The 26,283-nt window shown below is 67.4% G+C and carries 31 protein-coding genes, 4 tRNA genes and 1 pseudogene; 14 read left to right on the forward strand and 22 right to left on the reverse strand.

The features are described from left to right. The first annotated feature begins 28 nt into the window (after positions 1–28). Entirely contained in the window at positions 29–415 is a 387-nt protein-coding gene (locus KB221_11150; GenBank protein WIY68643.1) for a DUF1489 domain-containing protein, read from the forward strand. Between the two features lie 96 nt (positions 416–511). Then, entirely contained in the window at positions 512–2,362 is a 1,851-nt protein-coding gene (locus KB221_11155; GenBank protein ID WIY68644.1) for a patatin-like phospholipase family protein, read from the forward strand. Positions 2,363–2,672: 310 nt separating this feature from the next. Here KB221_11155 and KB221_11160 read toward each other — a convergent pair. The 14 genes and pseudogenes from KB221_11160 to KB221_11225 form a co-directional block, all read right to left on the reverse strand. After that, positions 2,673–3,029, reverse strand: a pseudogene (locus KB221_11160) (methyltransferase domain-containing protein). A 30-nt stretch (positions 3,030–3,059) separates the two neighbouring features. Next, positions 3,060–3,136: transfer RNA gene (locus KB221_11165), tRNA-His, on the reverse strand. A gap of 221 nt (positions 3,137–3,357) precedes the next feature. Continuing rightward, positions 3,358–4,074 (reverse strand): TonB family protein, encoded by a 717-nt coding sequence (locus KB221_11170; GenBank protein WIY68645.1) that lies wholly within the window; start codon positions 4,072–4,074, stop codon positions 3,358–3,360. A 14-nt stretch (positions 4,075–4,088) separates the two neighbouring features. Further along, positions 4,089–4,526, reverse strand: a complete 438-nt coding sequence (locus KB221_11175; GenBank protein ID WIY68646.1) for a biopolymer transporter ExbD — start codon at positions 4,524–4,526, stop codon at positions 4,089–4,091. 5 nt (positions 4,527–4,531) lie between these two features. Next, entirely contained in the window at positions 4,532–5,416 is an 885-nt protein-coding gene (gene exbB / locus KB221_11180) for a tonB-system energizer ExbB (protein ID WIY70914.1), read from the reverse strand. Between the two features lie 380 nt (positions 5,417–5,796). Further along, positions 5,797–5,872: transfer RNA gene (locus tag KB221_11185), tRNA-Phe, on the reverse strand. A 64-nt stretch (positions 5,873–5,936) separates the two neighbouring features. Beyond that, on the reverse strand, positions 5,937–6,101 hold the full coding sequence (gene yacG / locus KB221_11190) for a DNA gyrase inhibitor YacG (protein WIY70915.1): 165 nt from the start codon (positions 6,099–6,101) through the stop codon (positions 5,937–5,939). 2 nt (positions 6,102–6,103) lie between these two features. After that, positions 6,104–7,135, reverse strand: a complete 1,032-nt coding sequence (locus KB221_11195) for an RNA-binding protein (protein WIY68647.1) — start codon at positions 7,133–7,135, stop codon at positions 6,104–6,106. Then, on the reverse strand, positions 7,132–7,707 hold the full coding sequence (locus tag KB221_11200; protein WIY68648.1) for a nucleoside triphosphate pyrophosphatase: 576 nt from the start codon (positions 7,705–7,707) through the stop codon (positions 7,132–7,134). Before KB221_11200 ends, KB221_11195 begins: the two co-directional genes overlap by 4 nt. A gap of 10 nt (positions 7,708–7,717) precedes the next feature. Continuing rightward, entirely contained in the window at positions 7,718–7,939 is a 222-nt protein-coding gene (gene infA, locus KB221_11205; protein ID WIY68649.1) for a translation initiation factor IF-1, read from the reverse strand. A 239-nt stretch (positions 7,940–8,178) separates the two neighbouring features. Then, complete coding sequence (locus tag KB221_11210) at positions 8,179–8,643, reverse strand: UPF0262 family protein (protein WIY68650.1); 465 nt, start codon at positions 8,641–8,643, stop codon at positions 8,179–8,181. Continuing rightward, a complete protein-coding gene (locus KB221_11215; protein WIY68651.1) occupies positions 8,640–9,119 on the reverse strand; it encodes a DUF2948 family protein in 480 nt (159 codons plus the stop codon). Before KB221_11215 ends, KB221_11210 begins: the two co-directional genes overlap by 4 nt. Next, positions 9,109–10,398, reverse strand: coding sequence for a UDP-N-acetylglucosamine 1-carboxyvinyltransferase (murA, locus tag KB221_11220; GenBank protein ID WIY68652.1), 1,290 nt, complete (start codon positions 10,396–10,398; stop codon positions 9,109–9,111). Before murA ends, KB221_11215 begins: the two co-directional genes overlap by 11 nt. Positions 10,399–10,498: 100 nt before the next feature. After that, entirely contained in the window at positions 10,499–10,681 is a 183-nt protein-coding gene (locus KB221_11225) for a hypothetical protein (protein ID WIY68653.1), read from the reverse strand. A gap of 99 nt (positions 10,682–10,780) precedes the next feature. Here KB221_11225 and KB221_11230 point away from each other — a divergent pair. After that, a tRNA-Thr gene (locus KB221_11230) sits at positions 10,781–10,855 on the forward strand. Between the two features lie 72 nt (positions 10,856–10,927). Here KB221_11230 and KB221_11235 read toward each other — a convergent pair. The 4 genes from KB221_11235 to KB221_11250 form a co-directional block, all read right to left on the reverse strand. Beyond that, a complete protein-coding gene (locus KB221_11235; GenBank protein WIY68654.1) occupies positions 10,928–11,488 on the reverse strand; it encodes a hypothetical protein in 561 nt (186 codons plus the stop codon). Positions 11,489–11,537: 49 nt separating this feature from the next. After that, the gene (gene msrB / locus KB221_11240; protein ID WIY68655.1) at positions 11,538–12,029 is read right to left on the reverse strand and encodes a peptide-methionine (R)-S-oxide reductase MsrB; all 492 of its coding nucleotides are present in this window, start codon (positions 12,027–12,029) and stop codon (positions 11,538–11,540) included. A gap of 132 nt (positions 12,030–12,161) precedes the next feature. Further along, the gene (locus tag KB221_11245; GenBank protein WIY68656.1) at positions 12,162–12,764 is read right to left on the reverse strand and encodes a hypothetical protein; all 603 of its coding nucleotides are present in this window, start codon (positions 12,762–12,764) and stop codon (positions 12,162–12,164) included. A 235-nt stretch (positions 12,765–12,999) separates the two neighbouring features. Next, positions 13,000–14,490, reverse strand: a complete 1,491-nt coding sequence (locus KB221_11250; GenBank protein ID WIY68657.1) for a hypothetical protein — start codon at positions 14,488–14,490, stop codon at positions 13,000–13,002. A gap of 219 nt (positions 14,491–14,709) precedes the next feature. On the opposite strand from KB221_11250, the gene KB221_11255 reads away from it, so the two are divergent. Beyond that, the gene (locus KB221_11255) at positions 14,710–16,707 is read left to right on the forward strand and encodes an acetyl/propionyl/methylcrotonyl-CoA carboxylase subunit alpha (protein ID WIY68658.1); all 1,998 of its coding nucleotides are present in this window, start codon (positions 14,710–14,712) and stop codon (positions 16,705–16,707) included. Between the two features lie 3 nt (positions 16,708–16,710). On the opposite strand, the gene KB221_11260 is transcribed toward KB221_11255, so the two are convergent. Beyond that, on the reverse strand, positions 16,711–16,974 hold the full coding sequence (locus tag KB221_11260) for a hypothetical protein (protein ID WIY68659.1): 264 nt from the start codon (positions 16,972–16,974) through the stop codon (positions 16,711–16,713). 112 nt (positions 16,975–17,086) lie between these two features. Then, positions 17,087–17,803, reverse strand: a complete 717-nt coding sequence (gene lipB / locus KB221_11265) for a lipoyl(octanoyl) transferase LipB (protein WIY68660.1) — start codon at positions 17,801–17,803, stop codon at positions 17,087–17,089. A gap of 30 nt (positions 17,804–17,833) precedes the next feature. Here lipB and KB221_11270 point away from each other — a divergent pair, with 30 nt between their 5' ends. The 8 genes from KB221_11270 to KB221_11305 all read left to right on the forward strand — a co-directional run bounded on the left by KB221_11270 (position 17,834) and on the right by KB221_11305 (position 24,662). Continuing rightward, positions 17,834–18,142, forward strand: a complete 309-nt coding sequence (locus KB221_11270; GenBank protein ID WIY68661.1) for a FliM/FliN family flagellar motor switch protein — start codon at positions 17,834–17,836, stop codon at positions 18,140–18,142. A gap of 66 nt (positions 18,143–18,208) precedes the next feature. After that, on the forward strand, positions 18,209–18,583 hold the full coding sequence (locus tag KB221_11275; GenBank protein ID WIY68662.1) for a four helix bundle protein: 375 nt from the start codon (positions 18,209–18,211) through the stop codon (positions 18,581–18,583). 98 nt (positions 18,584–18,681) lie between these two features. Continuing rightward, a tRNA-Leu gene (locus tag KB221_11280) sits at positions 18,682–18,768 on the forward strand. Between the two features lie 59 nt (positions 18,769–18,827). Then, on the forward strand, positions 18,828–20,240 hold the full coding sequence (gene mgtE / locus KB221_11285) for a magnesium transporter (protein ID WIY68663.1): 1,413 nt from the start codon (positions 18,828–18,830) through the stop codon (positions 20,238–20,240). A 64-nt stretch (positions 20,241–20,304) separates the two neighbouring features. Next, a complete protein-coding gene (locus KB221_11290) occupies positions 20,305–21,738 on the forward strand; it encodes a lysozyme (GenBank protein WIY68664.1) in 1,434 nt (477 codons plus the stop codon). Between the two features lie 37 nt (positions 21,739–21,775). Beyond that, the gene (locus KB221_11295; protein WIY68665.1) at positions 21,776–22,939 is read left to right on the forward strand and encodes an isovaleryl-CoA dehydrogenase; all 1,164 of its coding nucleotides are present in this window, start codon (positions 21,776–21,778) and stop codon (positions 22,937–22,939) included. 258 nt (positions 22,940–23,197) lie between these two features. Then, positions 23,198–23,788 carry a hypothetical protein gene (locus KB221_11300; protein WIY68666.1) on the forward strand — a complete coding sequence of 197 codons (591 nt, stop codon included), beginning with the start codon at positions 23,198–23,200 and terminating at the stop codon, positions 23,786–23,788. A gap of 190 nt (positions 23,789–23,978) precedes the next feature. Beyond that, positions 23,979–24,662: an exopolysaccharide biosynthesis protein gene (locus KB221_11305; GenBank protein WIY68667.1), complete on the forward strand. Its 684-nt coding sequence runs from the start codon at positions 23,979–23,981 to the stop codon at positions 24,660–24,662. A gap of 25 nt (positions 24,663–24,687) precedes the next feature. On the opposite strand, the gene flaF is transcribed toward KB221_11305, so the two are convergent. Both flaF and flbT read right to left on the reverse strand, forming a co-directional pair. Continuing rightward, positions 24,688–25,056, reverse strand: coding sequence for a flagellar biosynthesis regulator FlaF (gene flaF / locus KB221_11310; GenBank protein WIY68668.1), 369 nt, complete (start codon positions 25,054–25,056; stop codon positions 24,688–24,690). Continuing rightward, positions 25,016–25,438, reverse strand: coding sequence for a flagellar biosynthesis repressor FlbT (gene flbT / locus KB221_11315; GenBank protein WIY68669.1), 423 nt, complete (start codon positions 25,436–25,438; stop codon positions 25,016–25,018). Before flbT ends, flaF begins: the two co-directional genes overlap by 41 nt. 167 nt (positions 25,439–25,605) lie before the next feature. Between flbT and KB221_11320 the strand changes: the two genes are divergently transcribed. Both KB221_11320 and KB221_11325 read left to right on the forward strand, forming a co-directional pair. Beyond that, positions 25,606–26,052: a hypothetical protein gene (locus tag KB221_11320; protein WIY68670.1), complete on the forward strand. Its 447-nt coding sequence runs from the start codon at positions 25,606–25,608 to the stop codon at positions 26,050–26,052. A gap of 10 nt (positions 26,053–26,062) precedes the next feature. Next, complete coding sequence (locus tag KB221_11325; GenBank protein ID WIY68671.1) at positions 26,063–26,278, forward strand: hypothetical protein; 216 nt, start codon at positions 26,063–26,065, stop codon at positions 26,276–26,278. The last annotated feature ends 5 nt before the right edge of the window (positions 26,279–26,283 follow it).

Genomic DNA, 26,283 nt, shown 5'->3' on the forward strand with positions numbered 1-26,283 from the left:
CGAGAAAGAGGATCGTTTGCCGCTTCACATGATCAAGCTGTGCGTCGGCGTCGCCAAGGTGGAGACGCTCGAACGCCGCGCGGCCAGGGGCGACTGGCTGACCGTCCATACGCGCATGACACCCAAGCGGGCAGCGGAGCTGGAAGACGGCGGATCGCTCTACTGGGTGATGAAGGGCTCGGTGACCTGCCGGATGCCGATCCTCGACATCGCAACCCTGGGCGAGGGCAAGACCTCGATGTGCCACATCACCCTGTCGCCCGCCGTCGTCCGCACTGCCCCCCAGGCCCGCCGCCCCTTCCAGGGCTGGCGCTATCTGGAACCGAAGGACGCCCCGCCGGACCTGTCGACCCTCGACGCCGGCGAGGTGCCGGAGGATCTGGCCAAGCGGTTGAGGGAGATGGGAGCCTGGTAGGGATGAGGGATTAGGGATTAGGGCAGGATGCTGCGACCATCCCGTCGCGGCGTCCTCGATTCCCTCATCCCTCATCCCTGATTCCTAGTCCCTCCAATGCCCGCTCCTCGCTCCGACCGGCTGGAAGACGCCCTTCACCGCATCTTCGAGGGGGGCAAGACCACGCGCGCCAGCTGGTTCGCCCTGACGGGCGGCGAGACCCTGTTCGCAGAGGGCGACAGCGCCGACACACTCTATCTGCTGCGCAGCGGCCGTCTGGGCGTGTTCCGCCGCGATCACGGCGAGGCCCGGCCGCCCCAGTTTGTCGGCGTCATCCGGCCCGGTGAACCCGCCGGTGAAATGGCCATGCTGGCCGGGACCGAGCACACCGCCGACGTCGTCGCCCTGCGCGACTGTGAGGTCCTCGCCCTGCCCCGCGACGCCTTCTTCGAGGCCGCGCGGACCGAGCCGGACCTGATGGTCGAACTGTCCCGACTGATGATCCAGCGCGCGCGAGACCGGCGCTCCGGCGGCGGCGAGCCCAGCGTGTTCGGCTTCATCTCCGCCCGCCCGCAGCCGATCCGCGCCTTCGTCGAACGCATCGCCGCGGCCATCGAGGCCGATGGCTTCACCTGTCAGGTGATCGACCATTCCGCACTCGCCTCGGCCGCCGAATGGTTCAGCCGGGTCGAGGACGCCCACGACTTCGTGCTGTACGTCGCTGAAATGGATGAGCCCGCCTGGGCCGCCCTGTGCGCGCGGCAGGTCGACCGCGTCTTTGTGGTGGGCAATGGCCTGATGGCCCCGCCCAACCGGCCCATGCCGCATGCGGGGGTACTCGACGCCCAGCGCCGCACCGATCTGATCCTCTTGCGCGACCCGCGCATGGCCCGGCCGGCCAATACGGCGGTCTGGCTGGACGCCATCCAGCCTGGCCGCTGGTTCCAGGCGGTCGAGGGCGACAAGGCCGACGCCGACCGGATGGCGCGTGTCATCACGGGCTCGGCGGTCGGGGTGGTCATGTCCGGCGGCGGTGCGCGGGCCTATTCCCACATCGGCGCGCTCAGGGCGCTGCATGAGGCCAGGGTGCCGATCGATTTCGTGGGCGGCTCATCCATGGGGGCGGTCATCGCCGCCGGCCCGGCCATGGGCTGGTCGCAGGAAGAGCTGGAAGCCCGGATTCACAGGTCCTTCGTCGAGAGCGACCCGCTGTCCGACATCACCTTCCCGATGCTGGCCATGACCCGGGCGAAAAAGGTCGAGCGCCTGCTGCTCGAGGCCTATGGGGACGTGGACCTGGCGGACCTGTCCCGGCCCTTTTTCGCGGTCTCCACCAATCTGACCAGCGGCAAGATCGAGGTGCACCGGCGCGGCCTGATGCGACGCGCCATGCGGGCGTCGATCGCCATACCCGGCCTGCTACCGCCCATCGTCATCGACGGTCAGGTGCTGGTCGACGGGGCGGTGCTGAAGAACCTGCCGACCGAGGTCATGCGCCAGATGCACAGCGGGCCGATCGTCGGCATCGACATGTCCGAGACCCGGGGCGTCGACCCGGACCTGATCGAGCATCCGCCGTCGATCTGGCGGCTGATTGTCACCGGCGCCTGGCGGCGGGGTCCACCGATCGTCTCGATCCTGATGCGCTCGGCCACCCTGACCACGGATGCGGACATCGAGAGCTCACGCGCCGCCACCGATGTGCTGATCCAGCCGACGCCCGACGGGCTCGACATCCGCGACTGGAAGGGTTTCGACACCGGCGTCTCCGCCGGCTATCTCGCCGCCGCCGCGGCGCTGGCGAAGCTGGATGGACCCGTCACCGGCCTGCGGCGGCGACGCTCCGTCAGCGACGTCGCGCCACCAGAAACAGGCGCGGAAACGGCAACAGGGTCACGCCGTCCGGACGTCGTGGAAACGCCCCGGACAGCCGCGCGCCGAGGGTGGACAGAAAAGCCGCGCCCATAGACGGGTCGTCCAGCGCCGCAAGGAAGGGTCGCAGCGCCGTGCCCTTCATCCATTCCAGCACCGCCTCGGGTCCCGTGAGGGCGTGCAGATAGGTGGTGGCCCAGATGTCGATCTCGTCACAGGACCCCGCCAGAACCTCATAGTAGCGCTCGGGCGACGGCAGGGGCGCGATGCCCCCGACGCCGGCCAGAGCGGCGGCCCATGGCCCCTCGGCAGCCACCGCACGCATCAGGGTGTGATGCCGGGTCTCGTGCGCCATGGGCATCTGGATGGCGAGGACACCGCGCGACGACAGCGACTCCGCCAGACGAACCAGCAGGGCGGGATGATCGAGCAGCCAGTGCAGGGAGGCGTTGGCCAGGATGAGGTCGGCGGGCCGGTCGGGGCGCCAGTCGGTGATATCCCCCAGCCGCCAGTCGACATCGGTGCCCAGCGCCTGCGCGCGCGCCAGCATGTCGACGCTGGAATCCAGTCCATGGACTGCTGCGCCGGGATGGCGACGCTTCAGCAGGGCGGCGTGCTGGCCGGTGCCACAGCCCAGGTCCCAGATCTCACGCGGCTCCAGATCGCCAGGCAGGCGCAGCAGCAGGTCGAGGGCGGCGCGGTCGCGCTCTGCCTCGAAGCGGCTGTACTGTCGGGGGTCCCAGGCGGGGGGCGTGTCGGTCATGCCGGAAAACGCCTGCACGAAGTGGGGAGATGGTACCGCCTCTCAGGCTTGAACTGAGGACCTCCGGTTCCACAAACCGGCGCTCTAACCAACTGAGCTAAGGCGGCGCGCTCTCGCGAGGGGCGTGTCTAGCGGGGTCTCGGTCGGCGATCAAGACGGATAAGAGATCGCGCGCGCTTGTCTTCGGGAACATCGCACTGCGGCGATCCGGGTCGGCGGACCAATGTCGCTTCCGACCCCCGGTCAGCCGCCAGGCCGTTGCGCTGACGCCAGAAACAAAAACGCCCCGGAGGCGGACCTCCGGGGCGTCTTCGTCAGATTTTGAGCCTTACTCGGAGGGCAGGACGAACGTCATGTTGAACGTCACCCGCGCACCGACCGCAGCACCATCAACCTCGCGAGGCGAGACCCGGGCGCGACGGGCGCCCGCGAGCGCCGCCTGGCCGAAGCCGGCACCGGCCGGATCCTCGGAAATGATCCGGCAATCCGACATGGAACCGTTCGGATTCACCAGGCACTCGAGGCCAACCCGTCCACGCTCGATGCCGCGCGACTGAGCCCGCTCAGGGAACTCTGCCGCCGGTTGGCGCGACCAGGCCGGGTTCCGGATCACCGACGGCCGCGGCGGAGCCGGGGGCGCGGGAGGCGGAGGCGGTCCAGGGACGATAACCGGGGGACCCCGATACTCGACGCGGTCTTCCTTCTTCGTCGGCTCGATCGGCAGCGTCACCGGAGGCGGCGGTGCGTTCGGAACGACGACCGGGGGACGCACCTGCAGCTTGGGCGGCGGGGGCGTGTCCGGCGGAGGCGGCGGCGGCGGAGGCGGAGGCGGCGGGATCGGTTCAATCAGCTCCACGTCGACCGAGTCGTCAGAGTAGTTGATCTCTTTCAACTTGAACGTGGCGTTGATGAAGTAGATCGCCAAGATCGAGAACAGGATGCTGACGACCAGAATGCTGACCAGGAGCACGCCGGGGGGAACCCCGAAGAAGCCCTTGCGCTTCGGCGCGTCGTACCTGGAACGGTGATATTCAATATCTGTCATGATTTCACCGTTTCCTACTGAGCATCCGTATCTTCACCGACCAGGGCAACGCTGTAGAAGCCGTTGTCCTGCAGCGAGTTCATGACCTGCATGAAATCGCCGTACCGGGTCGTTTTGTCGGCCCGGATGAAGATACGTTCGTCGGCGGGATTACGCCGGCCGATCTGCGCCTGCAGCTCCGTACCGATCTGGTCCAGTTCAACCGGGGAGTCGCCAAGGTACGACTGACCATTGCTCTGGATCGAAATATAGATCGGCGTGGGCGGGTTAGCCTGTAGCGGAGCGACGGCACGCGGCAGTTTCACTTCCACGGACGGTGCGGCAAGAGGGGCCGCGACCATGAAGATGATGAGCAGAACCAGCATGATGTCCACGAAAGGCGTGACATTGATCTCGCTGTTCTGCTCAACGGTGTATTTGCCGCCGCCGCCGCCTGAAAGTTTGGCGGCCATCGAGCTTACGCTCCCTTGTCGAGGTTACGCGAGATGGCGTTGGTCAGTTCGGCGCTGAAGCCATCCGAACGGGTGCCGAAAGCCGAGATGCGGGTGTTGAAGTAGTTGTAGAAGATAACGGCCGGGATAGCGGCGAACAGACCGATACCGGTGGCCAGCAGCGCCTCGGCGATACCGGGGGCGACGACGGCCAGGTTGGTCGTGTTGGTGTTCGCGATGCCGATGAAGGAGTTCATGATGCCGTAAACGGTACCGAACAGACCGATGAACGGACCGGTCGAACCCACCGAAGCCATGAACTGCTGGCCGCCCGAGAGGCGCTTGGCCAGGCCGGCCTGAACAGCGGCGACAGCTTGCTGTGCGCGCATCAGGGCCGAGTCAGCGTGATCGCCGGTGACCGAGAGGCCAGCCTGACGCGACAGTTCGATTTCGTCGGTCGCCGCGGCGGCCATATCGGCCAGCGGGTTACCGTCGAACTCGTCCGACGTCGCCACCTTGCGCATGTCCGCGATGGTGCGGGCCTGGCGGAAGGATTCGAGGAACTGGTCGGTCTTGCGGTTGAGCGCGCCGAACTCGAACATTTTGATGAGCAGCAGAACCCAGGTGAAGATCGAAGCCAGAACGAGGCCGATCATCACGGTCTTAACGACCGGGTCAGCGTCCATGAACATGCTGGCCGGCGTCATCTTGCCGTGGTTTTCACCACCGACGACGGCGGGTTCAGCGGCCGGGGCGGCTTCTGCGGCGGCCGGGGCGGCAGCGGCCGGAGCGGCGGCTGCGGCGGCCGGATCAGCGGCGGGGGCATCCTGCGCGAGAACCGGCGTGCCGGCCATAAGGACGCCGGCGGCGGCCATGGCCAGGAGGATGTTGGTCTTCTTGATATCGAACATAGTTCGCCAGTTCCTGCTGTTTGGTCTGACTTGTGGAACCCAAAAGAAACGGCCGCAGACGACGACCGCCCTCGATGAAATTCTAGTCCGCCGATGCGAGGAAAATTCCCCGATCCTTGGAACGCCTTCTAACGCTTCCGGTTGCCTGATGGCTTCCGGCGCGGCGCTGACGGTCTTGGGGAAACCGTTTTCCCCGCCTCCGACAACTGCCCGCAAAGGAACGCGGTCAAGCTCCTTTGGCGAACGCATACCAGAGCGTCAAGTGCGGGGTGGTGCTTTTCCCCTCGCAAGGGAGCCAGCACACCCGAAGCCGAAGATTCAGGCGGAAAGCGACATTTTCATGATGGGGGCCGTCTCTTTTCCCGATCGGGAAAAGGCGATGGTGCCTGGGGGCGGATTCGAACCACCGACACGTGGATTTTCAATCCACTGCTCTACCAACTGAGCTACCCAGGCGCACGCGTCGCGGCGCGGAGGCGGCGTCTATAGGCGAGCCGTTCGGGGGTGTCCAGCCGTCTGATCAGTCTTCGTTCAGGTCGCCCGTCGGGACCTCGTCCACGCCGCCGGGGATGACGTATCCGCCAGTGAACCAGCGCTGCAGATCCACATCGGCGCAGCGCTTGGAGCAGAAGGGCTTGTATTTGGCGTCCGCCGGCTGGCGGCGGCAGGTCGGGCAAAGGGCCATGGTCACCGGTCCTCGATCACAAATGCGCCCGGCGCGATGGCCGGATCACTCACCAGATGGGCCCGCGGACCCAGCCGCGCCACCAGCGGTGCCGCGAGTCCGGCGTCCTCCGGTGCCGCCCGGGCGCTGATGCGGGCGGTCGTCGTGTCGGACTGGAGGGCGAATCTCAGGCTCCGGACAATATCCTGCGCGCGCTGCCCGGGGCGTCTGCGCCGGTCGGGGCCGTTGAGGACCTCTTCCAGCGGCGTTCGCCGCCACGGCAGGGCCAGCTGCAGCACGCCGAACCGGTTGACCGGACCGAACACCACGTCCGGATCGTCGCCGAACGCCGCCTTCGCCGCCGTCATGGCGGAATCACCGTCCTGGCCCGTGCCGATCAGGTCTATGGCCACCAGACCGCCCCAGCGCTTCAGCCGGATCATGCGCGCCGCCGCCTGCAGCCCTTGTCGATTCGCCCGCGTCCGCGCGGCCGCACCGAAGGCCACGCCCGGGGCCGGCGCGAGGTCCAGGTCCACCGCGATCAGGGCCCGGGTGCGCTCGACCCTCAGGTCCAGGCCGGTCTCCATGAACAGCTCGCCGGGCCAGGCCGCCTCTTCCTCGGCGTCCCGACTGGCCTGCACGGCCGCCGCGCCGGTGACCGGCGTCACGCCGGGTGCCAGCCGGGCCAGTATCTCCACGACGGAGGGACCGGGCGTCAGCAGACGCGGCTCGCCCTCCCCGGCCCCGATCAGGCGCAGCGTCGGCCCCTTGCCCTCGCGCGGCTCGGCGGAGACCTCGACCTCGACCTTCTGGCCGACCGTCAACCGGTCCTGCCCCCGGAACGGCAGAAAGCCGTGCAAGACGGCTCCCAGATCGACGAAGCCGCCCTTCAGCCCCGGATGGACCTCGACGATTCGTCCGATGCAGCGGGCGCCGAGCCGATGTTCGGGAACATCGTCCTCGCGCTGGATGAGCAGATGTTCGAACCGGCCATCCCGCACGACCACGCCCCGGACCTCGCCGGGCGTGTCGTCGAGGAAGACCTCGAGGCTCACGACCGCCAGCCCGCGCCGTTCAGCAGATTGACCGTCTCGAACAACGGCAGGCCCATCACGGCGGGATAGCTGCCGACCAGCCGGGTGACGAAGGCACCGGCCCGGCCCTGGATGCCGTAGCCACCCGCCTTGCCCCGCCATTCGCCCGAGGCGACATAGGCGGCGATCTCGGGATCGGACAGAACCTTGAAGGAGACGCGGGTGTCGACGACCCGGTGGGTGGTCCGCACCCCGGCGGTGACCGCCACGCCCGTGAAGACCCGGTGATTGCGGCCCGACAGCAGTTTCAGGAACCGGACGGCCTCGGCCTCGTCGGCGGGTTTTTCCAGCAGGCGACGGCCCACGGCGACCACCGTGTCGGCGGCCAGCACCACCGCGTCGGGCGCTCCGGCTGCCACGGCCTCGGCCTTGGACACGGCCAGCCGCGCGGCGAGGCGCGACGGCGTCTCGTCCTTCAGTGGCGTTTCGTCGATGTCGGCGGGTTCGACGCGGTCGGGCGTGATCCCGACCAGCGCCAGCAGTTCGATGCGGCGCGGGCTGGCCGAAGCCAGCACGAGTTCAGGACGCGACAAGCGCGCGCCCTTACTTGAAGCGGTAGGTGATGCGGCCCTTGGTCAGGTCATAGGGCGTCATCTCGACCAGGACCTTGTCGCCGGCCAGCACGCGGATGCGGTTCTTGCGCATCTTGCCGGCGGTGTGGGCGATGATCTCGTGGTCGTTGCCCTCGAGCAGCACGCGGAACGTCGCATTCGGCAGCAGTTCGCTGACGACGCCGGGAAACTCGAGCAGTTCTTCCTTAGCCATGCGGCCTCTCGCGCCCTGAGAATAGGAGTCAGAACGCGCGCCGGGCGAAAGCGCGCGTCGTTAAGGAGCGGGCGTATGCCTGAAAACGGCGGGTTAGTCGAGGCAGGTAGGTGCTAGGTCGTGATTGGTGGTTGGTGGTTGGTGGTTGGCTGATGCCGACAACCGCGCCTGCAGACTCTTCCGGGGTACCCGGGGCCGGCAATCACCAATCACCAATCACCAACCACCAATCACCCGCTTCACCCCCGCCGGTAAAGCGCCGTCACCAGGGTGAACAGCCGCCGCGCCGTCTCGTGGTCGATGGCGATCTTGCCGTCCAGCCGGGCCTTCAGAATCTCGGCACCCTCGTTGTGCAGGCCCCGGCGGCCCATGTCGACGGCCTCGATCTGGGACGGGGACGTGCCGCGCAGGGCTTCGTAATAGCTGTCGCAGATGGCGATATAGTCCTTCACCACCTTGTTCAGGGGCGTCAGCGACAGGCCGTGAACCCGGTGGAAATCCGGCCCCGTAATGTCGAAGGCCAGACGACCGTCCACCATGGCCAGTTTCAGCGCATAGGGACCGTTCGCCGCCCCGGCCGGCTCGAAACTGTTCTTCTCCAGCAGGTCGAAGATGGCGACCCGCCGCTCGTGCTCGATCTCGGCGGTCGCGGACTGCAACGTCGCAGCATCGAGGTCGATCGAGGTCAGCCGGTGTTCGCTCACGTGGGATCCGCCTCTTCCGACAGATGGGTCGGTGCCAGTTTGGCGGGCCAGCGCTCCGACAGGTCGGTCAGCACCGCGTCGAGGCATTCGACGTCGATGCGCAGGTCGCCGCCGCCGGCGAACATCAGGATGACCCGCCCGCCCGGTGCCTCATCCGGCGCAAACTCCATGGCCAGCAGTTCAAGCGCGCTCTCGGGCAGGCGCGGCAGGCGACGGCTCTTGACCGCGATGACGTCGCCGAACTGCATCGCCGCCATCACCCGCGTCCCGCCGCACTCCCAGCAGAAGCGGCTGAGCTTCAGCGTCACCCGCCGGGACGCCGGCTCCCAGACGATGTCGACCGGGCGCAGGATGGCGTCCTGCAGGGCCGCAGAAATGATGTGCAGATCGTCGGCGTCTTCGGCCAGCAGGCGCAGCGGTTCGACCGGCGCGCGCGCCGTCGTCTCCGTCTCCGCCTCGCCGACCTCAGTGCTCATTCGCATCGTCTTTGACCCGCCGGATCTCGGCCCCGCAGGCGCTCAGCTTCTCTTCCAGCCGCTCGAACCCGCGATCGAGGTGATAGACCCGCCCGACCGTGGTCTCGCCATGCGCCGCCATGCCGGCGATGACCAGGCTGACCGAGGCCCGCAGGTCGGTGGCCATGACCTGGGCCCCGTGCAGCTCCGACACCCCCTTCACCACCGCCTCGCCGGCGTGGACGGAGATGTCCGCCCCGAGCCGCGCCAGCTCCGGCGCGTGCATGAACCGGTTCTCGAAGATGTTCTCGTGGATGACGCTGTCGCCGTCGGCCGTCGTCATCAGGGCCATGAACTGGGCCTGCAGGTCAGTAGCGAAGCCCGGATAGACCTCGGTGGCGACATTGACCGCCTTCAGCCGAACGGCCGGGTCGCGTTTCACGATCACGCCGTCCGAAGTCGGCGTCACCTCGACCCCGGCCTCGATCATCTTCTCGCTCAGCGCCGTCATCAGTTCCGGGCGGGTCTTCGTCAGCCGCACCTCGCCGCCCGTCATGGCGGCGGCGACGGCGTAGGAGCCCATCTCGATCCGGTCGGGAATCACCGACCAGCTGGCTCCGCCCAGGGACGAGACGCCGGTGATGGTCAGGACATCGGTGTCGATCCCCTCGATCCGCGCGCCCATGGCGGTCAGACAGCGGGCCAGGTCACCGATCTCCGGTTCGCGAGCGGCCTTGCGAAGGACCGTCACTCCGTCGGCCAGCACGGCGGCCAGCAGCGCATGTTCCGTCGCCCCGACCGAGACGAAGGGAAACTCGATCTCGGCTCCCTTCAGCCCGTGGGGCGTGCGGGCGATGACATAGCCCTCTTCCAGTTCGATCTCGGCCCCCATGGCGGTCAGGGCCTGCAGGTGCAGGTCGACCGGCCGCGCGCCGATGGTGCAGCCGCCGGGCAGCGAGACCTTGGCCTCGCCGGTGCGGGCCAGCAGCGGCCCCAGAACATTGAATGAGGCCCGCATCTGCCGGACCAGGTCATAGGGGGCGAAGGTCGAGGTCAGGGCCGCGGCGTGGAACAGCGTCTCCTGCCCGTCCGCGCCGTCTCGCTCGCTGACCTGGACGCCGAGCGCCTCAAGGAGCCGGCCCAGAAACTTGGTGTCGGCCAGGCGCGGCATATTGGTCAGCAGCAGCGGCTGATCGGTCAGGATCGAGGCGGCCATCAGCTTGAGGGCGGAGTTCTTGGCGCCGCTGATCGGAATGCTTCCGTTCAGCCGGGCGCCGCCGGTGATGGCGATGCTGTCCATGTCGTCTCTTGCGACCCCGTGCAGGGCGCAAGGGGGGATCGGCTATCTAGCGCGGACAACCACCCCGGCGAAAGGCCGACATCGGTCCGGTCGATGACATTCAGTTGCTCGGCTTTGCAGGCCGGTTGGTCCGGCCCGCCGCCTTGCGACGCCGGAGGTTGTCCCGCAGGGCCGTGGCCAGCCTCTGCGCCCGTGCTGTCGCGGGCGTTTTCGCCGGTGCCAGCGGGTCCGGCAGGGATGCCGGCAGGTCGGGTCGGGGCGCGGCGGTCTCGGACTCATCCATGGGCCGATCAGACCCGCTGCAGAACTTTTCCGCAAGCGGGTGCATTCTGGGCTTCCCCCTTTGTCCCCGGTTGGCTATAGGGCCGCTTCCTCAGAACAGGCCGCCGTAGCTCAGTGGTAGAGCGCATCCTTGGTAAGGCTGAGGTCGTGGGTTCGATTCCCCCCGGCGGCACCACTTCTGAAGACAGAAAGGGCGGAGCTTTTACAAGCTCCGCCCTTTTCCGTTTCGGCCTGCCCTGGCGGGCGCTCAGTTGTCGTCGGCCCGATTCGGCTGGACCAGCGGAAAGCGCCGCGGAGGCCCGCCCGGCCGCATGACCCGCGACTCGAACGCCCCGGCCGCCTCGGGCGGCTGATAGCCCGGGAAGGCATAGCCGCTGTCATCGAAGTAGGGATTGCCGTAGCCGCCGCCATAGCCCCCGTAGGGATAGCCGTTCTCGACCTGGCGATAGCGCAGGTCCAGTCGGCCGTTCTCGCCGATCGGCAGGGAAACGGCGACGCCGTAGTCGCGATAGCCGCCGGTGCCGATGCCGAAACTGACCTCGCCGTGCATCTTGCGATCGTCGGCCGGTTCGCGCGCGGCCTCGGCCCACGGCCTTTCCGCGGTCGAGCGCCCCGCGATCCAGCGATCAATCTGCTGGTCCGTGGTCAGGCCATGCGGCACGGCGTCCTGGGTCGCGCCCGCGGTGGAGGCGGCGACCGGCTGGACGTTGGCTTCAAGGTCGACCGTGGTGGCCGGAGCGGTGACGACGACGCCGTCAGGGTCCGAAGCCATCAATGCGGCCGCGAGGATCAGTCCGGATACGGCCATGCAAGGAACTCCACTGGAAGGATCACCCTAGCCGCAAATGAGGCCAAGGTCAGGCCGTTCCGTCGCCGCGGCCGAGGGGGTCGGGCAGGGTGCCGCCCAGGGGGACGAAGCTGAGCGCCACGGAGTTGATGCAGTAGCGCAGGCCGCCCGGTCCGGGTCCGTCCGGGAACACATGCCCCTGATGGCTGTCGCAGCGGGCGCAGCGGGTCTCGGTGCGGGTCATGCCGTACGACCGGTCGGTGATGGCCCGGACGTGGGCCGGATCGACCGGCTCGGTGAAACTGGGCCAGCCGGTGCCGCTCTCGAACTTGGTCCCGGTCCGGAACAGCGGCAGACCGCATTCCCGGCAGCAGAACACCCCTGCCCGCTTCTCGCCCAGCAAGGTCCCGCAGAACGGGGCCTCGGTACCGTGCGCGAGCAGCACGCGCTTCTCCTCGGCGGACAGGTCGGCCTCCAGCGCGACGCGCTGGCTGTCGCTCGGCGGCGTCAGGTCATAGCCGGACTGGGAACGCAGGGCCGGGGCGGTGTCTGGATCGGTCATGGCCATGAAATAGGAAGTGCCGGCCGTGGGTTCCAGCCTTCTTCCTCCGCTCCATGCGGAGGAGCGCATAGGACTTCGTCCTGAAGCACCGATCCAGGCCCGCGCGGGCCCTCGTCGGGGGCGGATCGTGGATCAATCGTCGCCGTAGACTGTGCTCGGAATGCCGTTGCTGCGGAGCAGATCGGCGGCCAGCAGGTGCCGGTCACCGTACTGGGTCCCGTATTTCGCATGAAGTTCGGTGTACCAGATCGCCCGCCGCCGGGTCATCTCGGCGAGCAGAAGGCGCATTTCGTCGTAGCTATGCTTCTGAACCAGACGGTCGACCGTGGTGCAGTCCGGCGCCAGGGGCAACTGGATTTCGTGCCGGTGCCAGGCCCGGCCCTGGCCGAGCACGTCGAGATAATCCATCCGCGCAATATCGGACATGGCCATAACGGTCGGCTCGTCGAGCCCTTGAGCGAGGATGGCGGTGAGGTTCGCCATGCGTGCGGCGGCGGCCGCCTCGGTGCATGCGGTTTCCCAATCGCGGATGGAGCGCGCGACGACGCTTTCAGCCTTGATCGCCCGGATTTCAGACGAAAGCGCTGACGTGTCGCCCGCAATCCAGGCGTCAATGGCCGGGGTCAGCCGGGCTGCGGCGACACCCTCGCCAAAAGCCTTCTGCGCCCCCGGACTCACGGCCGGGACCGACGCGCCGTCAGAGCAGCCCGCAAGGAGCACAGCCAGGGCCAGCATACGCAGCCCCTGCCCGTGTGGTTGTCTGTCGACACGGCCCATTGTCGTCCCCCCGCCCCGGGTCCCTAGGGGAGGACAAGTCAACGGGGGTTTAACCGCTCGCCATCGGGGCAGACATCGGACAGCGGGGCGGCTCGGCTTCGTTTCAGCCGGGATGACCAGAGGCGGTGCGGGAATCGAAAAGGCCGGCCGGGATGCCCCGGCCGGCCTTTCCTGTCTCTCGAGACTGTCCTGCTTACTGGAACAGCGTTCCAACCCAGGTCCGGACCGCGGTCTCATCGACCGGGTTGCCGGTGTAAACGAGGCCCTGCGCGGGCGTGTAGGGCTGGTTGTTGGCGCGCGGGCGCGAGGTCCAGGCCTTGTGGCCGTAGCTGAGGTCCGAATAGTTCGACGGCAGGCGCAGCAGCGTCGGCTCGACGAAGATCGAGTCGGTCGCCGTGGTCGTGCCCGCGATGCGGACGTTCGGCAGTTTCGACAACAGGTCCAGCGTGTCGAGGCAGCCACCCGAGCAACCGGCGTCGACCAGCACGATCACCGGCCCCTGGACGGGGTTGGGCGCGCCGGTGTCGGCCACGGCGGGTCGGCCCGCGAGGGTGAAGGTCGGACGGCCGGCGGCGATGGCGGCGTCAAAGGCGGCCACGATCTCGCGGGTCTGCTCGATCACGGACATCGATTCCTGAACGAAATAGGGATCGGCCTCCATGCGGCCGAGGGCGGCGGCGTACCAGTCGCGGTTGCCCTGGGTGGCGCGGTAGGTGATGTCACCGGCGGCCGGCTGGCGGCTGACCGTGAACTCCGGCGTCCAGATGCGGTTGGCCATGCCGTAGCCGCGGGCGGTCGAGGAGTTCTCGCCCGAACCCGAGGCGGCGCGCAGGTCCAGGACGAAGCCTTGCGGCCCGCGCAGGGTCGCGGCCTGGGCCTCGACGGCGGCGTTGAAGGCCGGCCAGCCGGCGCTGTCGGCGAAGGAATGAACGTGCAGCCACGGGCGGCCGTTGACCGTCTCAACAGCCAGCGGCGTTGCGGGCGGCATATATACGGTGGCGCGGTAGGCGGCCTCGAGGTCACCGGCAACGACCGGGATCGGGCGGATCTGGATGTCGCGCGGGCGGCCGCGGCCGGACTGGAAGCTGCACTGCGACGGCACGCCCGTGGTGAACGGGTTGTTCCGGTTCCACATCAGATAGGGGGCCGAGGTGACCCGGCCCGCCTCGGTCTCGAGGTTGCCTTCCCAGCGGTCCAGCTTGGCGCGGGCGAATTCCTCGATCGGGGTCAGGTTGCAGCCCGTGACCACGTCGCCGACCCGCGGCGCGCTGCGGGTGCCCGGCTTCACATAGGTCACGACATAGCGGCCATCACGCCAGCCGGTGGCGAAGCCCGGCCAGCTGATGCCGAAATAGGGGCCCATGCCTTCAAAGGTCGGGCTGACCAGGATGTTCGAATCGCGGAAGCCGCCGGCGTAGTAGCGCAGCAGATAGGCGTGGCTGTCGCCGCTGTTCACGCGCGACGAAAGACCCAGCGCTTCCTGCAGACCGCTGTCCAGCCAGGCGCGGAAGCCCTGGCTGGCCGTGCCCTGAACCGCGGGGGCGGGGTGGTTGGCGGCCAGTTCGTCGTGCGACCTTTGAAGATCCTGCCGCGCCAGGGCCCGGAAATCCTGGGCGGAGGCGGCGCTGACGCTGACAACGAGCGACAGGGCGGCGGCGGCGACAAAGGTAAGCGGTCGGGACATCAGGTCAGGCTCCAGGCCAGTAAGCGGGACAGGGACGGATCAAGATTGAAAGAATGGCAATGAATGGAACTCGAACGGGTTAAACCCCATCGGAACCGCCCTTGCCAAGCCCATACCCGGCTCAGGTGAACGCCCCCTCGGTTTACTCCCGTGGGATCGCGGCCTAATCGGGGCGATCACCCCACGCTGCGATCACGTTCGCTTCATATTCAAAGACACATGTTCTCCAAAATCCTGATCGCCAACCGCGGCGAGATCGCCGTCCGCATCATCAAGACCTGCCGCCGCATGGGCATTGCCACAGTGCAGGTCTATTCCGAAGCCGACGCCGGTTCGCTGGCGGTCGAAATGGCCGACGAGGCGGTGCTGATCGGCCCGGCCCCCGCCGCCCAGTCCTATCTGCTCGCGGACAGGATCGTCGAAGCGGTGCGTCAAACGGGCGCGGAGGCGGTCCACCCCGGCTTCGGCTTCCTCAGCGAGAACGCCGGCTTCGCCCGCCGCCTGCGTGATGAGGGCATCGCCTTCATCGGTCCGAATCCCGAAGCGATCGACGCCATGGGCGACAAGATCAGCTCCAAGAAGCTGGCCGCCGCCGCCGGTGTCTCCACCGTCCCGGGCCATATGGGCCTGATCGAGACGACAGAAGAGGCGGTCCGCATCGCCAATGAGATCGGCTATCCGATCATGATCAAGGCTTCGGCCGGCGGCGGCGGCAAGGGCATCCGCGTCGCCCACTCCGACGCCGACATGGCCGAGGGCTTCGCCGCAGTGAAGGCCGAGGCGCTCAACGCCTTCGGCGACGACCGCGTCTTCCTCGAGAAATTCATCATCGACCCGCGCCACATCGAGATCCAGGTGATGGGCGACAAGCACGGCCACGTCGTCCACCTGTTCGAGCGCGAATGCTCGATCCAGCGGCGGAACCAGAAGGTCATCGAGGAGGCCCCCTCCCCGCTGCTCGATCCGGCCACCCGCGACGCCATGGGTGCCCAGGCCGTCGCCCTGGCCAAGGCCGTGAACTACGACAGTGCCGGCACGGTCGAGTTCGTCGCGGGTCAGGACAAGTCGTTTTATTTCCTTGAGATGAACACGCGACTTCAGGTCGAACATCCGGTGACCGAACTGATTACCGGCGTCGATCTGGTCGAGCAGATGATCCGTTCCGCCTGGGGCGAGAGCCTGGCCTTCGAGCAGAAGGACCTCGCCATCAACGGCTGGGCCATCGAGAGCCGCATCTATGCCGAGGACCCCTACCGCGGCTTCCTGCCCTCGATCGGCCGCCTTGTCCGCTACGAACAGCCCGAGGAAGGCGACCAGGGGGACTATATCGTCCGCAACGATTCCGGCGTCCGCGAGGGCGACGAGATCTCCATGTTCTACGACCCCATGATCGCCAAACTGTGCGCCTGGGGCGAGACCCGCGACGCCGCCGTCGACGGCATGGCCCGGGCGCTGGAGGACACCCACATCCAGGGCGTCGGCCACAACATCCCCTTCCTCGCCGCGGTCATGGACCAGCCCCGCTTCCGCTCGGGCAACATCTCGACCAGCTACATCAAGGACGAGTTCCCCGACGGCTTCCACGGCCTGATGCCGGACCGCCGCCAGACCGACATCCTGATCGCCTCGGCCGCCGCGATGAACGAGATCGCGGCCGAAGCGTCCGGCGACCCCTCCGGCCGCACCGACTGGATCGTCCTCATCGCCACGGGATCAGGCGCAGGAGAGGCCCATGGCGTCTCGCTCGCCTATGACGACGATGAGGCCCTGACCCTCGACCTCGCCGGTGAGGAGCGCGCGCTGCAGCTCAGCGACATCGACTGGCGCCCGGGCCTGGCCCAGTTCCGCGCCGTGCTGGACGGCGTCCCCTTCACCGCCGAGGTTGCCCGCGTCGCCGACGGCTTCAGCATCCGCACCCGCGCGGCTCGCGCCCGCGTCCGCGTCCTCAGCCCCGCCGTCGCCGCCCTCTACGCCCGCCTGCCGGAGAAGGTCGCCGCCGACACCTCGAAGCTGATCCAGTCCCCCATGCCCGGCCTCGTCGTCTCCATCCCGGTGACCGTCGGCCAGGAGGTCAAGACCGGCGAGACCGTCGCGATCATCGAGGCCATGAAGATGCAGAACATCCTCAAGGCCGAGCGGGACGGCGTGGTGAAGGCCGTCAGCGCCGCGGCGGGCGACCCGGTGGCCGCGGATGACGTGCTGGTGGAGTTCGAATAGGGGTCAGCCCTGCCGCACGAACCGCAGCCCGCGCAGCAGTGGGTCGCTGTAGCTGAAGCTGGTCACTTCGCCGTCTGCGTTGCGGTGAAACCGCGCAATCATCGCCCCTTGCCGGAACAGGTCCGGCGAGGCCTCCGCCAGCTCCAGCCGCCCGAGCGATCCCCGCCCGAAGCGCACGGCCACGCCCCCGGCGGCGACCATGACCTCGGCGGAGGCGGCGGATTCCCCGGCGTAGCATCCGGCGTAGGCGTGCAAGGCAGGCATCATGACGGCGTCCCGGTCAGCGAGGCCTGCACCGTGACCGCCGCGCCCATGAGCGGCATGAGCGAAACCTGAGCATTCGCTGAAACCGCAGCACTCGTGAGGGCAACGCGACGCCTCAGATCGGTGCTGCGCCCTCAACGACCGCTCCGAACACCCGTCGGAAGCTGGTCCGAAGCGCCGCGTCCGCCTCATCCATCGTCGCCGGCACGCCCAGATCGACCAGGCTGGTCACCCCATGCTCGGCGATGCCGCACGGGACGATGCCGCTGAAGTGGTCCAGGTCCGGCTCCACGTTCAGGCTGATGCCGTGGAAACTGACCCATTTGCGAACCTTGACGCCGATGGCGGCGATCTTGTCCTCCCGGCTCCAGCCCGGGCCCTTGCGCTCGACCCAGACGCCGACGCGACCCTCGCGCACATCGGCCGGCACGCCGAATTCACCGAGCGCGCCGATGATCCACTGCTCCAGCCCCCGCACGAAGATCCGCACATCCTTGCCGCGGTGGTTCAGGTCCAGCATCACATAGGCCACCCGCTGACCCGGCCCGTGATAGGTGAACTGCCCGCCCCGGCCGCTGCGGTGGACGGGGAAGCGCGCCGCGTCCAGCAGGTCGCCGTCCTTCGAGGAAACGCCCGCCGTGTAAAGCGGTGGATGCTCCAGCAGCCAGATCAACTCCCCCGCCTCGCCCGCGGCGATGGCCGCCGCCCGGGCCTCCATGGCCGCGACGGCCTCATCATAGGGAACGTAGCCGGTCGACACCGCCCATTCGACCGGGCGGCCGTCGGTACGGACCAGCTTCGACAGGGTTTCGCTTAAGGCTTGGGAAAGCATGACGCCTCCAATGTGGGGGTCGGGAGCGCCATGCAAGTCAACATCGCCCAGAACCCCGTCTCCTCAGCGTCAGCGTCAGAGTGCCCAGTGAGTCAGATCGAAGCCGTCGAAGTCGAAATTTCGGTCGTCCTGGGGCGTTCCGTCCTGCCGATGAGTCAGCTGCTGCGGATGGGCCGCGGGGCGGTGATCCCGCTTGACGCCTCGGAAACCGACGAAGTCTGGATCCTCGCCAACAACCATCCGGTGGCCCGCGGCGAGATCGAAATCCGCGACGACCGCATCGCGATCACGGTGACCCGGGCGGCGGATGTTTACGACTTCATGGCCGGAGCGGCCTGAGGTCAGGCAGTAGGCAGTAGGCAGTAGGCAGTAGGCAGTAGGGTGTAGCGCGGGACGGAGGGTCACATGGCCGAAGTGCGCAGCTATCGAGACCTTCTTGTCTGGCAGCGAGCCATGGACCTTGCGGCCGCTACCTACGAACTTAGCCGCGCCTATCCTCGCGATGAGCAGTTCGGCCTGACCTCGCAAACGCGTAGAGCGGCCACATCAATCGCAGCCAACATAGCCGAGGGCTACGGACGATCGACGAAGCCGGCCTATCTGAACTTCCTCCGGATCGCGCAAGGCTCGCTCAAAGAGCTGGAAACGCATCTGATCCTTGCCGAGCGGGTCGGCGTGACCGCTTCCGGATCAACCGACAGCCTTCTGAGCGCCGCCGATGAACTCGGAAGAATGCTCAATAGCCTCATCTCCAAACTGCAAAGCCATTCCGCGCGATGAAGGGCGCTTTTTCCTACTGCCTACTGCCTACTGCCTAATCCCTATTCAGCCCCTTCCCTTCCACGCCGACCTCCGCTATCAGCCCCCCTCCGATGCGAGCGGTCGTGGCGGAATTGGTAGACGCGCAGCGTTGAGGTCGCTGTTCCCTAACCGGAGTGGAAGTTCGAGTCTTCTCGACCGCACCATCTGATTTGACAGGGCGAAACATCGGCGAACAGCTGATCTGAAAACAGGGGGGCCAAGCGTGAGCAAGTTCGCAGACGCCCCCCTGCCCGTCGCCTCCCAGACTGAAATCGAGCACGTGGCACTGGATGAGGACTATGTCCTCACCGCGCATTTCGTCGAGAAGGTCGTCGACGCCTCCGACTCCGGCGACGGGCTGAAGCTCCGTTCGCTGCTGGAAGACCTGCACCCCGCCGACGTCGCCGACCTGATGGGCTTCCTGACCGCCGAGCACCGTGCGGTCGTCGTGCTGTGGATGCCGCCCGACCTGCTGGCCGAGACCCTGCCGGAGCTGGACGACAACATCCGCGAGGAAGTGCTCGAGCGCGTCCCGCACCTGACCCTGGCCGAGGCGCTGCAGGAGCTGGACTCCGACGACGCTGCCCTGGTGGTCGAGGATCTGGAGGACGACCAGCGCGAGAAGGTGCTGGCGGCCATGCCCGAGGTCGACCGCGCCGCGATCGAGAACTCGCTGCGCTATGACGAGGATTCCGCCGGTCGCCTGATGCAGCGCGAGGTGATGGCCGCGCCGTCGTTCTGGAACGTCGGTGACACCATCGACCACATCCGCAAACAGGGCGAAGATCTGCCCGAGCTGTTCTTCGACATCTATATCGTCGATCCGCTGAACAAGCCGGTCGGCGGCCTGCCCGTCAGCGGCCTGCTCCGCGCGGCCCGCTCGATCGCCCTCGTCGACATCATGGAGCCGATCAATGCGATCGCTGTCGACCAGGACCAGGAAGAAGTCGCCTACATCTTCGAGAAATATCACCTGATCTCGGCCCCCGTCGTCGACGCGGCAGGCCGGCTGGTCGGTCAGATTACCGTCGATGACATCGTCAACATCATCCAGGAAGAGAACCGCGAGGACATCCTGCGCCTCGCCGGCGTCTCGGATGAGGACCGCGGCTCGTCCGTGTCCGAGATCGTGCGCGGCCGCGTGCCGTGGCTGGCGATCAACCTCGGTACGGCGGTGCTCGGCTCGATCGTCATCTCCTGGTTCGAGGTCACCATCGCCCAGATCGTGGCGCTGGTGATCCTCCTGCCCATCGTCTCGGCCATCGGGGGCAATGCCGGTACCCAGGCCCTGACCGTGACGGTGCGCGCCCTGGCGACGCGCGAGCTGAACAGTTCCAACGCGGCCCGCACCTTCCGCCGCGAGCTGGCCGTCGGTCTCGCCAACGGTCTCGTGCTGGCCCCCCTGATCGGGACGGCCGCCGGCCTGTGGTTCCGGGACTGGCGCATCGGCGCCGTGATCGGCATGGCCATGGTGCTGAACCTGCTGGTGGCCGCCACGGTCGGTGTCCTGACCCCCCTGACCCTGTCCCGGCTGAAGTTTGACCCGGCCGTATCCTCCGCCGTCTTCGTGACGGCGACGACGGACTTCTTCGGCTTTTTGATCTTCCTCGGTCTCGCCACCCTCGTCCTGCTGTAGAACGGCGCGTCCCTTGCTGGCTCTCTGATCGGGCGAGCGCGCCCGTCTCGATTTGGGTCAATCCGTGTCCGAAACGCCCACGCCCCGTCTGAAGGTCTCCCGCGAGGGGATAGTCCTCATCAAGAGCTTTGAGGGCTTCCGTCCGCGCGCCGTACAGGACGAGGACGGCCGCTGGATCATCGGCTACGGCCACACCGCCTCAGCCCGCGAGGGCCTGACCGTCGCCGAGGCCGATGCCGAGCTCCTGTTGCAATACGATCTGATGCCGGTGGTGAAGGCGCTGAACGAACAGGTTCACAGCGCGCTGAACCAGCACCAGTTCGACGCCCTGGCCAGTTTCGCCGTCTCCGTCGGCGTCGACCGCTTCCTCGCCTCCGATGTCCTGCAAAGGCTCAATGAGGGCCATGCCGGCCAGGCCGCCGACGCGCTGATCGGCTGGCCCGAAGACGCCTCCGCCGACGCCCGCCTGCGCCGCCGGGCTGCCGAGCGCGCCCTGTTTGTCGCCGATCCGGCCTCCGCCGTCACCCTGGCCGAGCTGCTGGCCGCGCCCCTCCCGCCGCCGCCGGTCGAGGCTGCCGTCGCGCCCCGGCCCCCCGAACCCGAGCCCGAGGCCGAGGCAACCGCGCCTGACGCGCGGGCCGCGGCCCTGGCCACCCTGCTGGGGGAAGCGTCCGTCCTGCCCGAGGCCACACCGCCGCCGGCACCCGAACCCGCTGATCCCGAACCTGCCGAGGCCCCGGCGACGCCCGCCGCGGACGCCCCGGCGTTCCAGTCGGTGGATGCGGTGACGCGGGTCAATCTGAGCCGCTACTCGCCCTACGCCGCCGCCATCATCGGCCCCCTCCCCGGCTTCGCGCAGGCCGAGCCCGTCGCGGCACCGGTGCTGCAGCCGGTCTTCACCTTTGAAACGCCAACCGCGGCACCCGAGCCAGAGCCCCAGCCTGAGCCGGCCCCCGAGCCCAGGCACGAACCCGAACCCGAGCCCGAGCCGGAACCCGCGCCCGAGCCGGAGCCGGAGCCCCAGCCCGACCCGGAGCCGGTCACGGAGCCCACGCCCGTTACACCACTGGTCTCCGCCGCGCCGATCGCCTCGCCCTTCCCGGCGATGGACCCGGAACTGGTCCTGACGCCCGCCACCGAGGCCGATTTCGTCGAGCCCGAACGCCCCGTCTGGCCGTCGGATCAGCGGGCCCCAGCGCCCGTGGACGAGGAAACCGTCCTCTTCGAGGACGAGCCCACCCTGTCGGTGCTGCGCCACGAGGTCGAACCGGCCGGCCCGCGCCGCTTCGACTGGAGCGAGACCGGCGCCTTTCTGATCATGGGCGTCACTGGACTGGCGGCCTGCGCTGCTTCGGCCGCCGCCTTCCGGCTGTCGATCGAACAGCCCTCCGACATGGGTGAGACCACCGTCCTCGGCTGGGTCCTTGCCCTGATCGGCATCATCTGCGTCGGCGTGTCGTCCTGGCACCTCTATGTGCGCTGGGGCAAGCCGGACTGACTTTCCGGCGAGGGCGGGCGGTGCTAACCCCGCCCTTATGAGCATTCCCAACGCCCCCCAATCGATGGAATTCGGCCTCGGCGAAAACGCCGACATGATCCGCGAGACCACCGCCCGCTGGGCGACCGACCGTCTGGCCCCCCTGGCCGCCGAGATCGACGAGACCAACGCCTTCAAGCGCGAGCTCTGGCCCGAGATGGGCGAACTGGGCCTGCACGGCGTCACCGTCGAGGAAGAGTACGGCGGCCTCGGCCTCGGCTATCTCGAACACGTCGTGGCCATGGAAGAGGTGTCCCGCGCCTCCGCCTCGATCGGTCTCGCCTACGGGGCCCACTCCAACCTGTGCGTCAACCAGATCCGCCGCTGGGGCACCGAGGCGCAGAAGCAGAAATACCTGCCCAAACTGATCTCCGGCGAGCACGTCGGCTCGCTCGCCATGTCCGAGGCCGGTTCGGGCTCCGACGTCATGTCGATGCGCACCCAGGCCCGCAAGGAAGGTGACCGCTATGTCCTGAACGGCACCAAATTCTGGATCACCAACGCCCCGCACGCCGAGACCCTGGTGGTCTACGCCCGCACCGGCGAAGGCAACGGCGGCGTCACCGCCTTCCTGATCGAGAAGGGCATGAAGGGCTTCAGCGTCTCGAAGAAGCTGGACAAGATGGGCATGCGCGGCTCGGACACCGCCGAACTGGTGTTCGAGGACTGCGAGGTCCCGGAAGAGAACGTCATGGGCCCGGTCGGCGGCGGTGCCGGCGTGTTGATGAGCGGCCTCGACTATGAGCGCGCCGTGCTGGCGGCCGGCCCTCTGGGCATCATGCAGGCCGCGCTCGACGTGGTGCTGCCCTACGTCCGCGAGCGCAAACAGTTCGGCAAGGCCATCGGCAGCTTCCAACTGATGCAGGCCAAGGTCGCCGACATGTACGTCGCCCTGAACAGCGCCCGCGCCTATGTCTATGCCGTGGCCCGCGCCTGCGACCAGGGCAAGACCACCCGCTACGACGCCGCCGGCGCCATCCTGCTGGCGTCCGAGAATGCGGTGAAGGTCAGCCTCGAGGCCGTCCAGGCCCTCGGCGGTGCCGGCTATACGAAGGAGTGGCCGGTCGAACGGCTGGTCCGCGACGCCAAACTCTACGACATCGGCGCCGGGACGAACGAGATCCGGCGCTTCCTGATCGGGCGGGAATTGCTGGGCAGCTGACTCTTCCCAGCCGGCCGTTCGGTGTTACATTGAGGGTCATGACGAAGTCCGCCGGACACTATTCGGGTTGGGTGAAGCGAAGCTCTGCAACGGGTCGCTTCACCGCTCCCATCGGACAAACGACCACTGGCAAGGGTTTTCGCGTTGTCGAGTTCGCACCCCCGGCACGTGTTCGGGAAGGCAAGCTGGCAGACGCTCTGAACAAGAAGAAATAGGGCTCTGCGGTTGTCTCGCGCCCCGAATGGATACCGGAAATCGGTGTTCATCAACGCACCATTCAGCGCTGACCGTCGCGACATTTTCAACGCCATCGTTTTTTCGGTCCAGGCCTGCGGTTTTGCTCCGCGCTGCGCCCGCGAGTTTGATGATGCTGGTCAGGTCAGGATGGACAAGATCACCAGTCTCATCCGGGATTGCCGGCTCGGCATCCACGACATTTCCTTCATGGGACTGGATGACGGGGTACCGCGCTTCAATATGCCCTTCGAACTCGGCGTCTTCCTCGGCGCGTGTCGTTTTGCCGAGGGCTGGGTCGGGCGGAAGGCGTGCACCATCTTCGATAGCGAGCCATTTCGTTACCAGAGAGCTCTGTCTGATATAGCGGGGCAGGACATCCGGGCGCACAACTGCGATCCGAGGCAGGCGTCCGACGGGACGCGAGACTGGCTATCTCATCAGGTTCAGCGTCATGAGCGCGTTCCGGGCGCGGCCGCTATCTGGACCATGTACGAAGCATTCTGCGCAGACTTGCCCGGCCTGGCGGCTGCGGCTTTGCAGGAAGACGCCCAGCTGACATTTAACGAGCGTCGATATTTTGCCAGCGAATGGCTGGCCACCCGGCTGTCCTAGGAACCGGTGCCCGGGTTCATCGGTTGCGCCTCCACGGAAGAAGCCTGCCCACACCAGCCACAAGGGCAAGCCGGAGCACGTCAAAGCCTGAGCGGGTCGCTCGGGGTGCCGAGGATTGACGATTGTTAAGTGGCGCCGGGCTATCCTCATGCCTAGATCAAGTCACCCTTGACCGGACGCACCGTCGCCGATGCCTGACTACGATTATCAGAGCGACACCCGGCCCTTCTCGCAGGTGATCGAGGACATCGGCGTCAAGGACGACCCGAGACTGTACCTCGGCGAGTTGGTCAACGCGTTCGGCGAGCGCGGCTTCGGCGCCCTCATGCTGTTCTTCGGCCTGTTGAGCGTCGCGATCGGCATCATTCCCGGAACGACCACCATCCTCGGTGCCCCGCTCCTCCTGATGGGCGTGCAGCTGGTCATCCGCCGCGACCAGCTCTGGCTGCCGCGCTGGGCCCTGAGCCGCTGGATCGAGCGCGAGACCTACCGGGCGGGCGTGGCCCGGGTCCTCCCGCGCCTCCGGAAGATGGAGCGGCTGTCGAAACCGCGCCTCGAGGTGATGACCAGCGAGGTTTCGGAGGTGCTGATCGGCATCGCCACCGTCCTGCTGGCGGTCATTCTGGTCCTGCCCCTGTGGGGCGGGAACCTTGTGCCGGCGCTGATCATCTCGACCTTCGGCTTCGGCCTGTTGCAGAGGGACGGCCTGGCCATCCTGATCGGCTGGAGCGCGATCGCCCTGATCGGCGTCGCGGCCCTGATCTTCTGGCTGGCCTGGACCTGGGTGTCGCCCTATCTGCTGCCCTTCTGGGCCTGGCTCAACGGCCTGCTGCCGGATGCCTGGGCCTGGCTGACGGGTCTGTTCGGCGGCTGAGGCGGAGGCGCCGCCCCCGGACGGATCAGGCCGCCTCTTGCGCGCCCGGCCCCGCAAGGCCCTGCATGATCATCCGGTTGATGTCGATCAGGGCTTCAAAATCATCCTCGCCACGCATGATCGCCGACGAATGACGGCTGACGAACAGGCTGATCGAGATGATCTGGGCCTTCAGGCCCGCATTCATGCTGTTGTTCGGGTCGGAGCAGTCTGTCGCCAGGGCCGACCACAGCCGGCGGTTCCAGTCCAGGGCATCGATCCGCGCGGCGATTTCCGACGGGTCGAGCGCCGAGGCCTGCATCAGAGCCCGGGTGACCTGCCCGAAAAGCCGATACTCCGTCTCACGCGGAGTTTCAGCCCTCGAGGCTGCGGTCTTGTACGCCTGCAGCGACATTCGCCAGACCTTCTTCATATTCAACGAGTTTACGCGCCGCCATCAGCGCCTTGTAGTATTCGCGTGCCATCACATGGCGGGAAGCCGCCACGCAGGCGGCCAGAATTTCGGGATTGCGGGACGCCCCCATGAACTCGCTCAGCCGCAGGGCGAACTCGTCATAGACCTTACCCGCCGCCGTCTCGTCCAGGTACATCATCATGACCGGGAAATAGACGCGCTTGGCCGGGGTGTTGGCGTCCTCGGGCTGGAGAATGTCCTTCTCGCGCAGCACCGACGCCTTGTTCTGCAGAATCAGCACGCCGCGGCGGTCGCCGTTCTGGACGACGGCGCCGTTGAGGACGAATTTCTCGCCGGGCTTCAAAGAAAGCTTGAGCGGCATTTGAGAGAGCGTCTCCTGACAGGCTCCCGACGACGATAGGAAGCCGGGACCAAACGCAGCCTAAATGAACGTGGTTAACCATCTATTGTGCGGCGTCGCCGACGCGAGCGGCTGTGCGGAACATCGGACAGGCACCGGGCGTTGCTCTTCCAGCAGGAGACGACACCATGCCCGGGATCGACGGCTATTCAGACGACCAGGCCCAGTCCGAGGTCTATGACGAGACCCACATCGACGATGAGGGCGATGGCGACATCCTGCCGGATGAAGCCGAGCTGGTTCTGGACGTCACCCAGATGGCCGGCGATGCGGACGAAGAGCCGTTCGACGAAGACGCCGTGGACGATCTGGACGAGGTTCAGGGCGCGTCCGGCATCGAGGCTGAGGCCGACGCCCTGCTGGGCGTGGAAGGCGAACGCCTGACCGAGATCGACGGCGAGAGCGCCGGCGGACGCGGCCCGGACGAGGTCGAGCTCGTCTATTCCGGCCTCATGCGCAATGCCCGCGGTGCCCAGGCCAGCGCGGCCCACTGGGAAGCCAAGACCCTTTCAGACGATGACATCGCCGACCTCGGCTACGGCCCCGACGGCAATGACGATCACACCGCAAAATAAGGAGGGCGACATGACGGCTCACACCGACCACACCCCGCCGTCCCCGCGCGACGACTGCGATCCCGAGACCCCGCACGCCCGCAAGGCCGCGCGCGAAACCGGCAAGCCGGACCAGCTGCGCGAGGCCGCCCGGGATTCTGAAGACCGTCAGGAGGCCCTGCTGGACGAAGGCCTCGAAGAGACCTTCCCCGCCAGCGACCCGGTGTCCGCCAAGCGGATTACCTGACGGAC

It is taken from the genome of Aquidulcibacter paucihalophilus (genome assembly GCA_030285985.1).
Taxonomy (GTDB): Bacteria; Pseudomonadota; Alphaproteobacteria; order Caulobacterales; family Caulobacteraceae; genus Brevundimonas.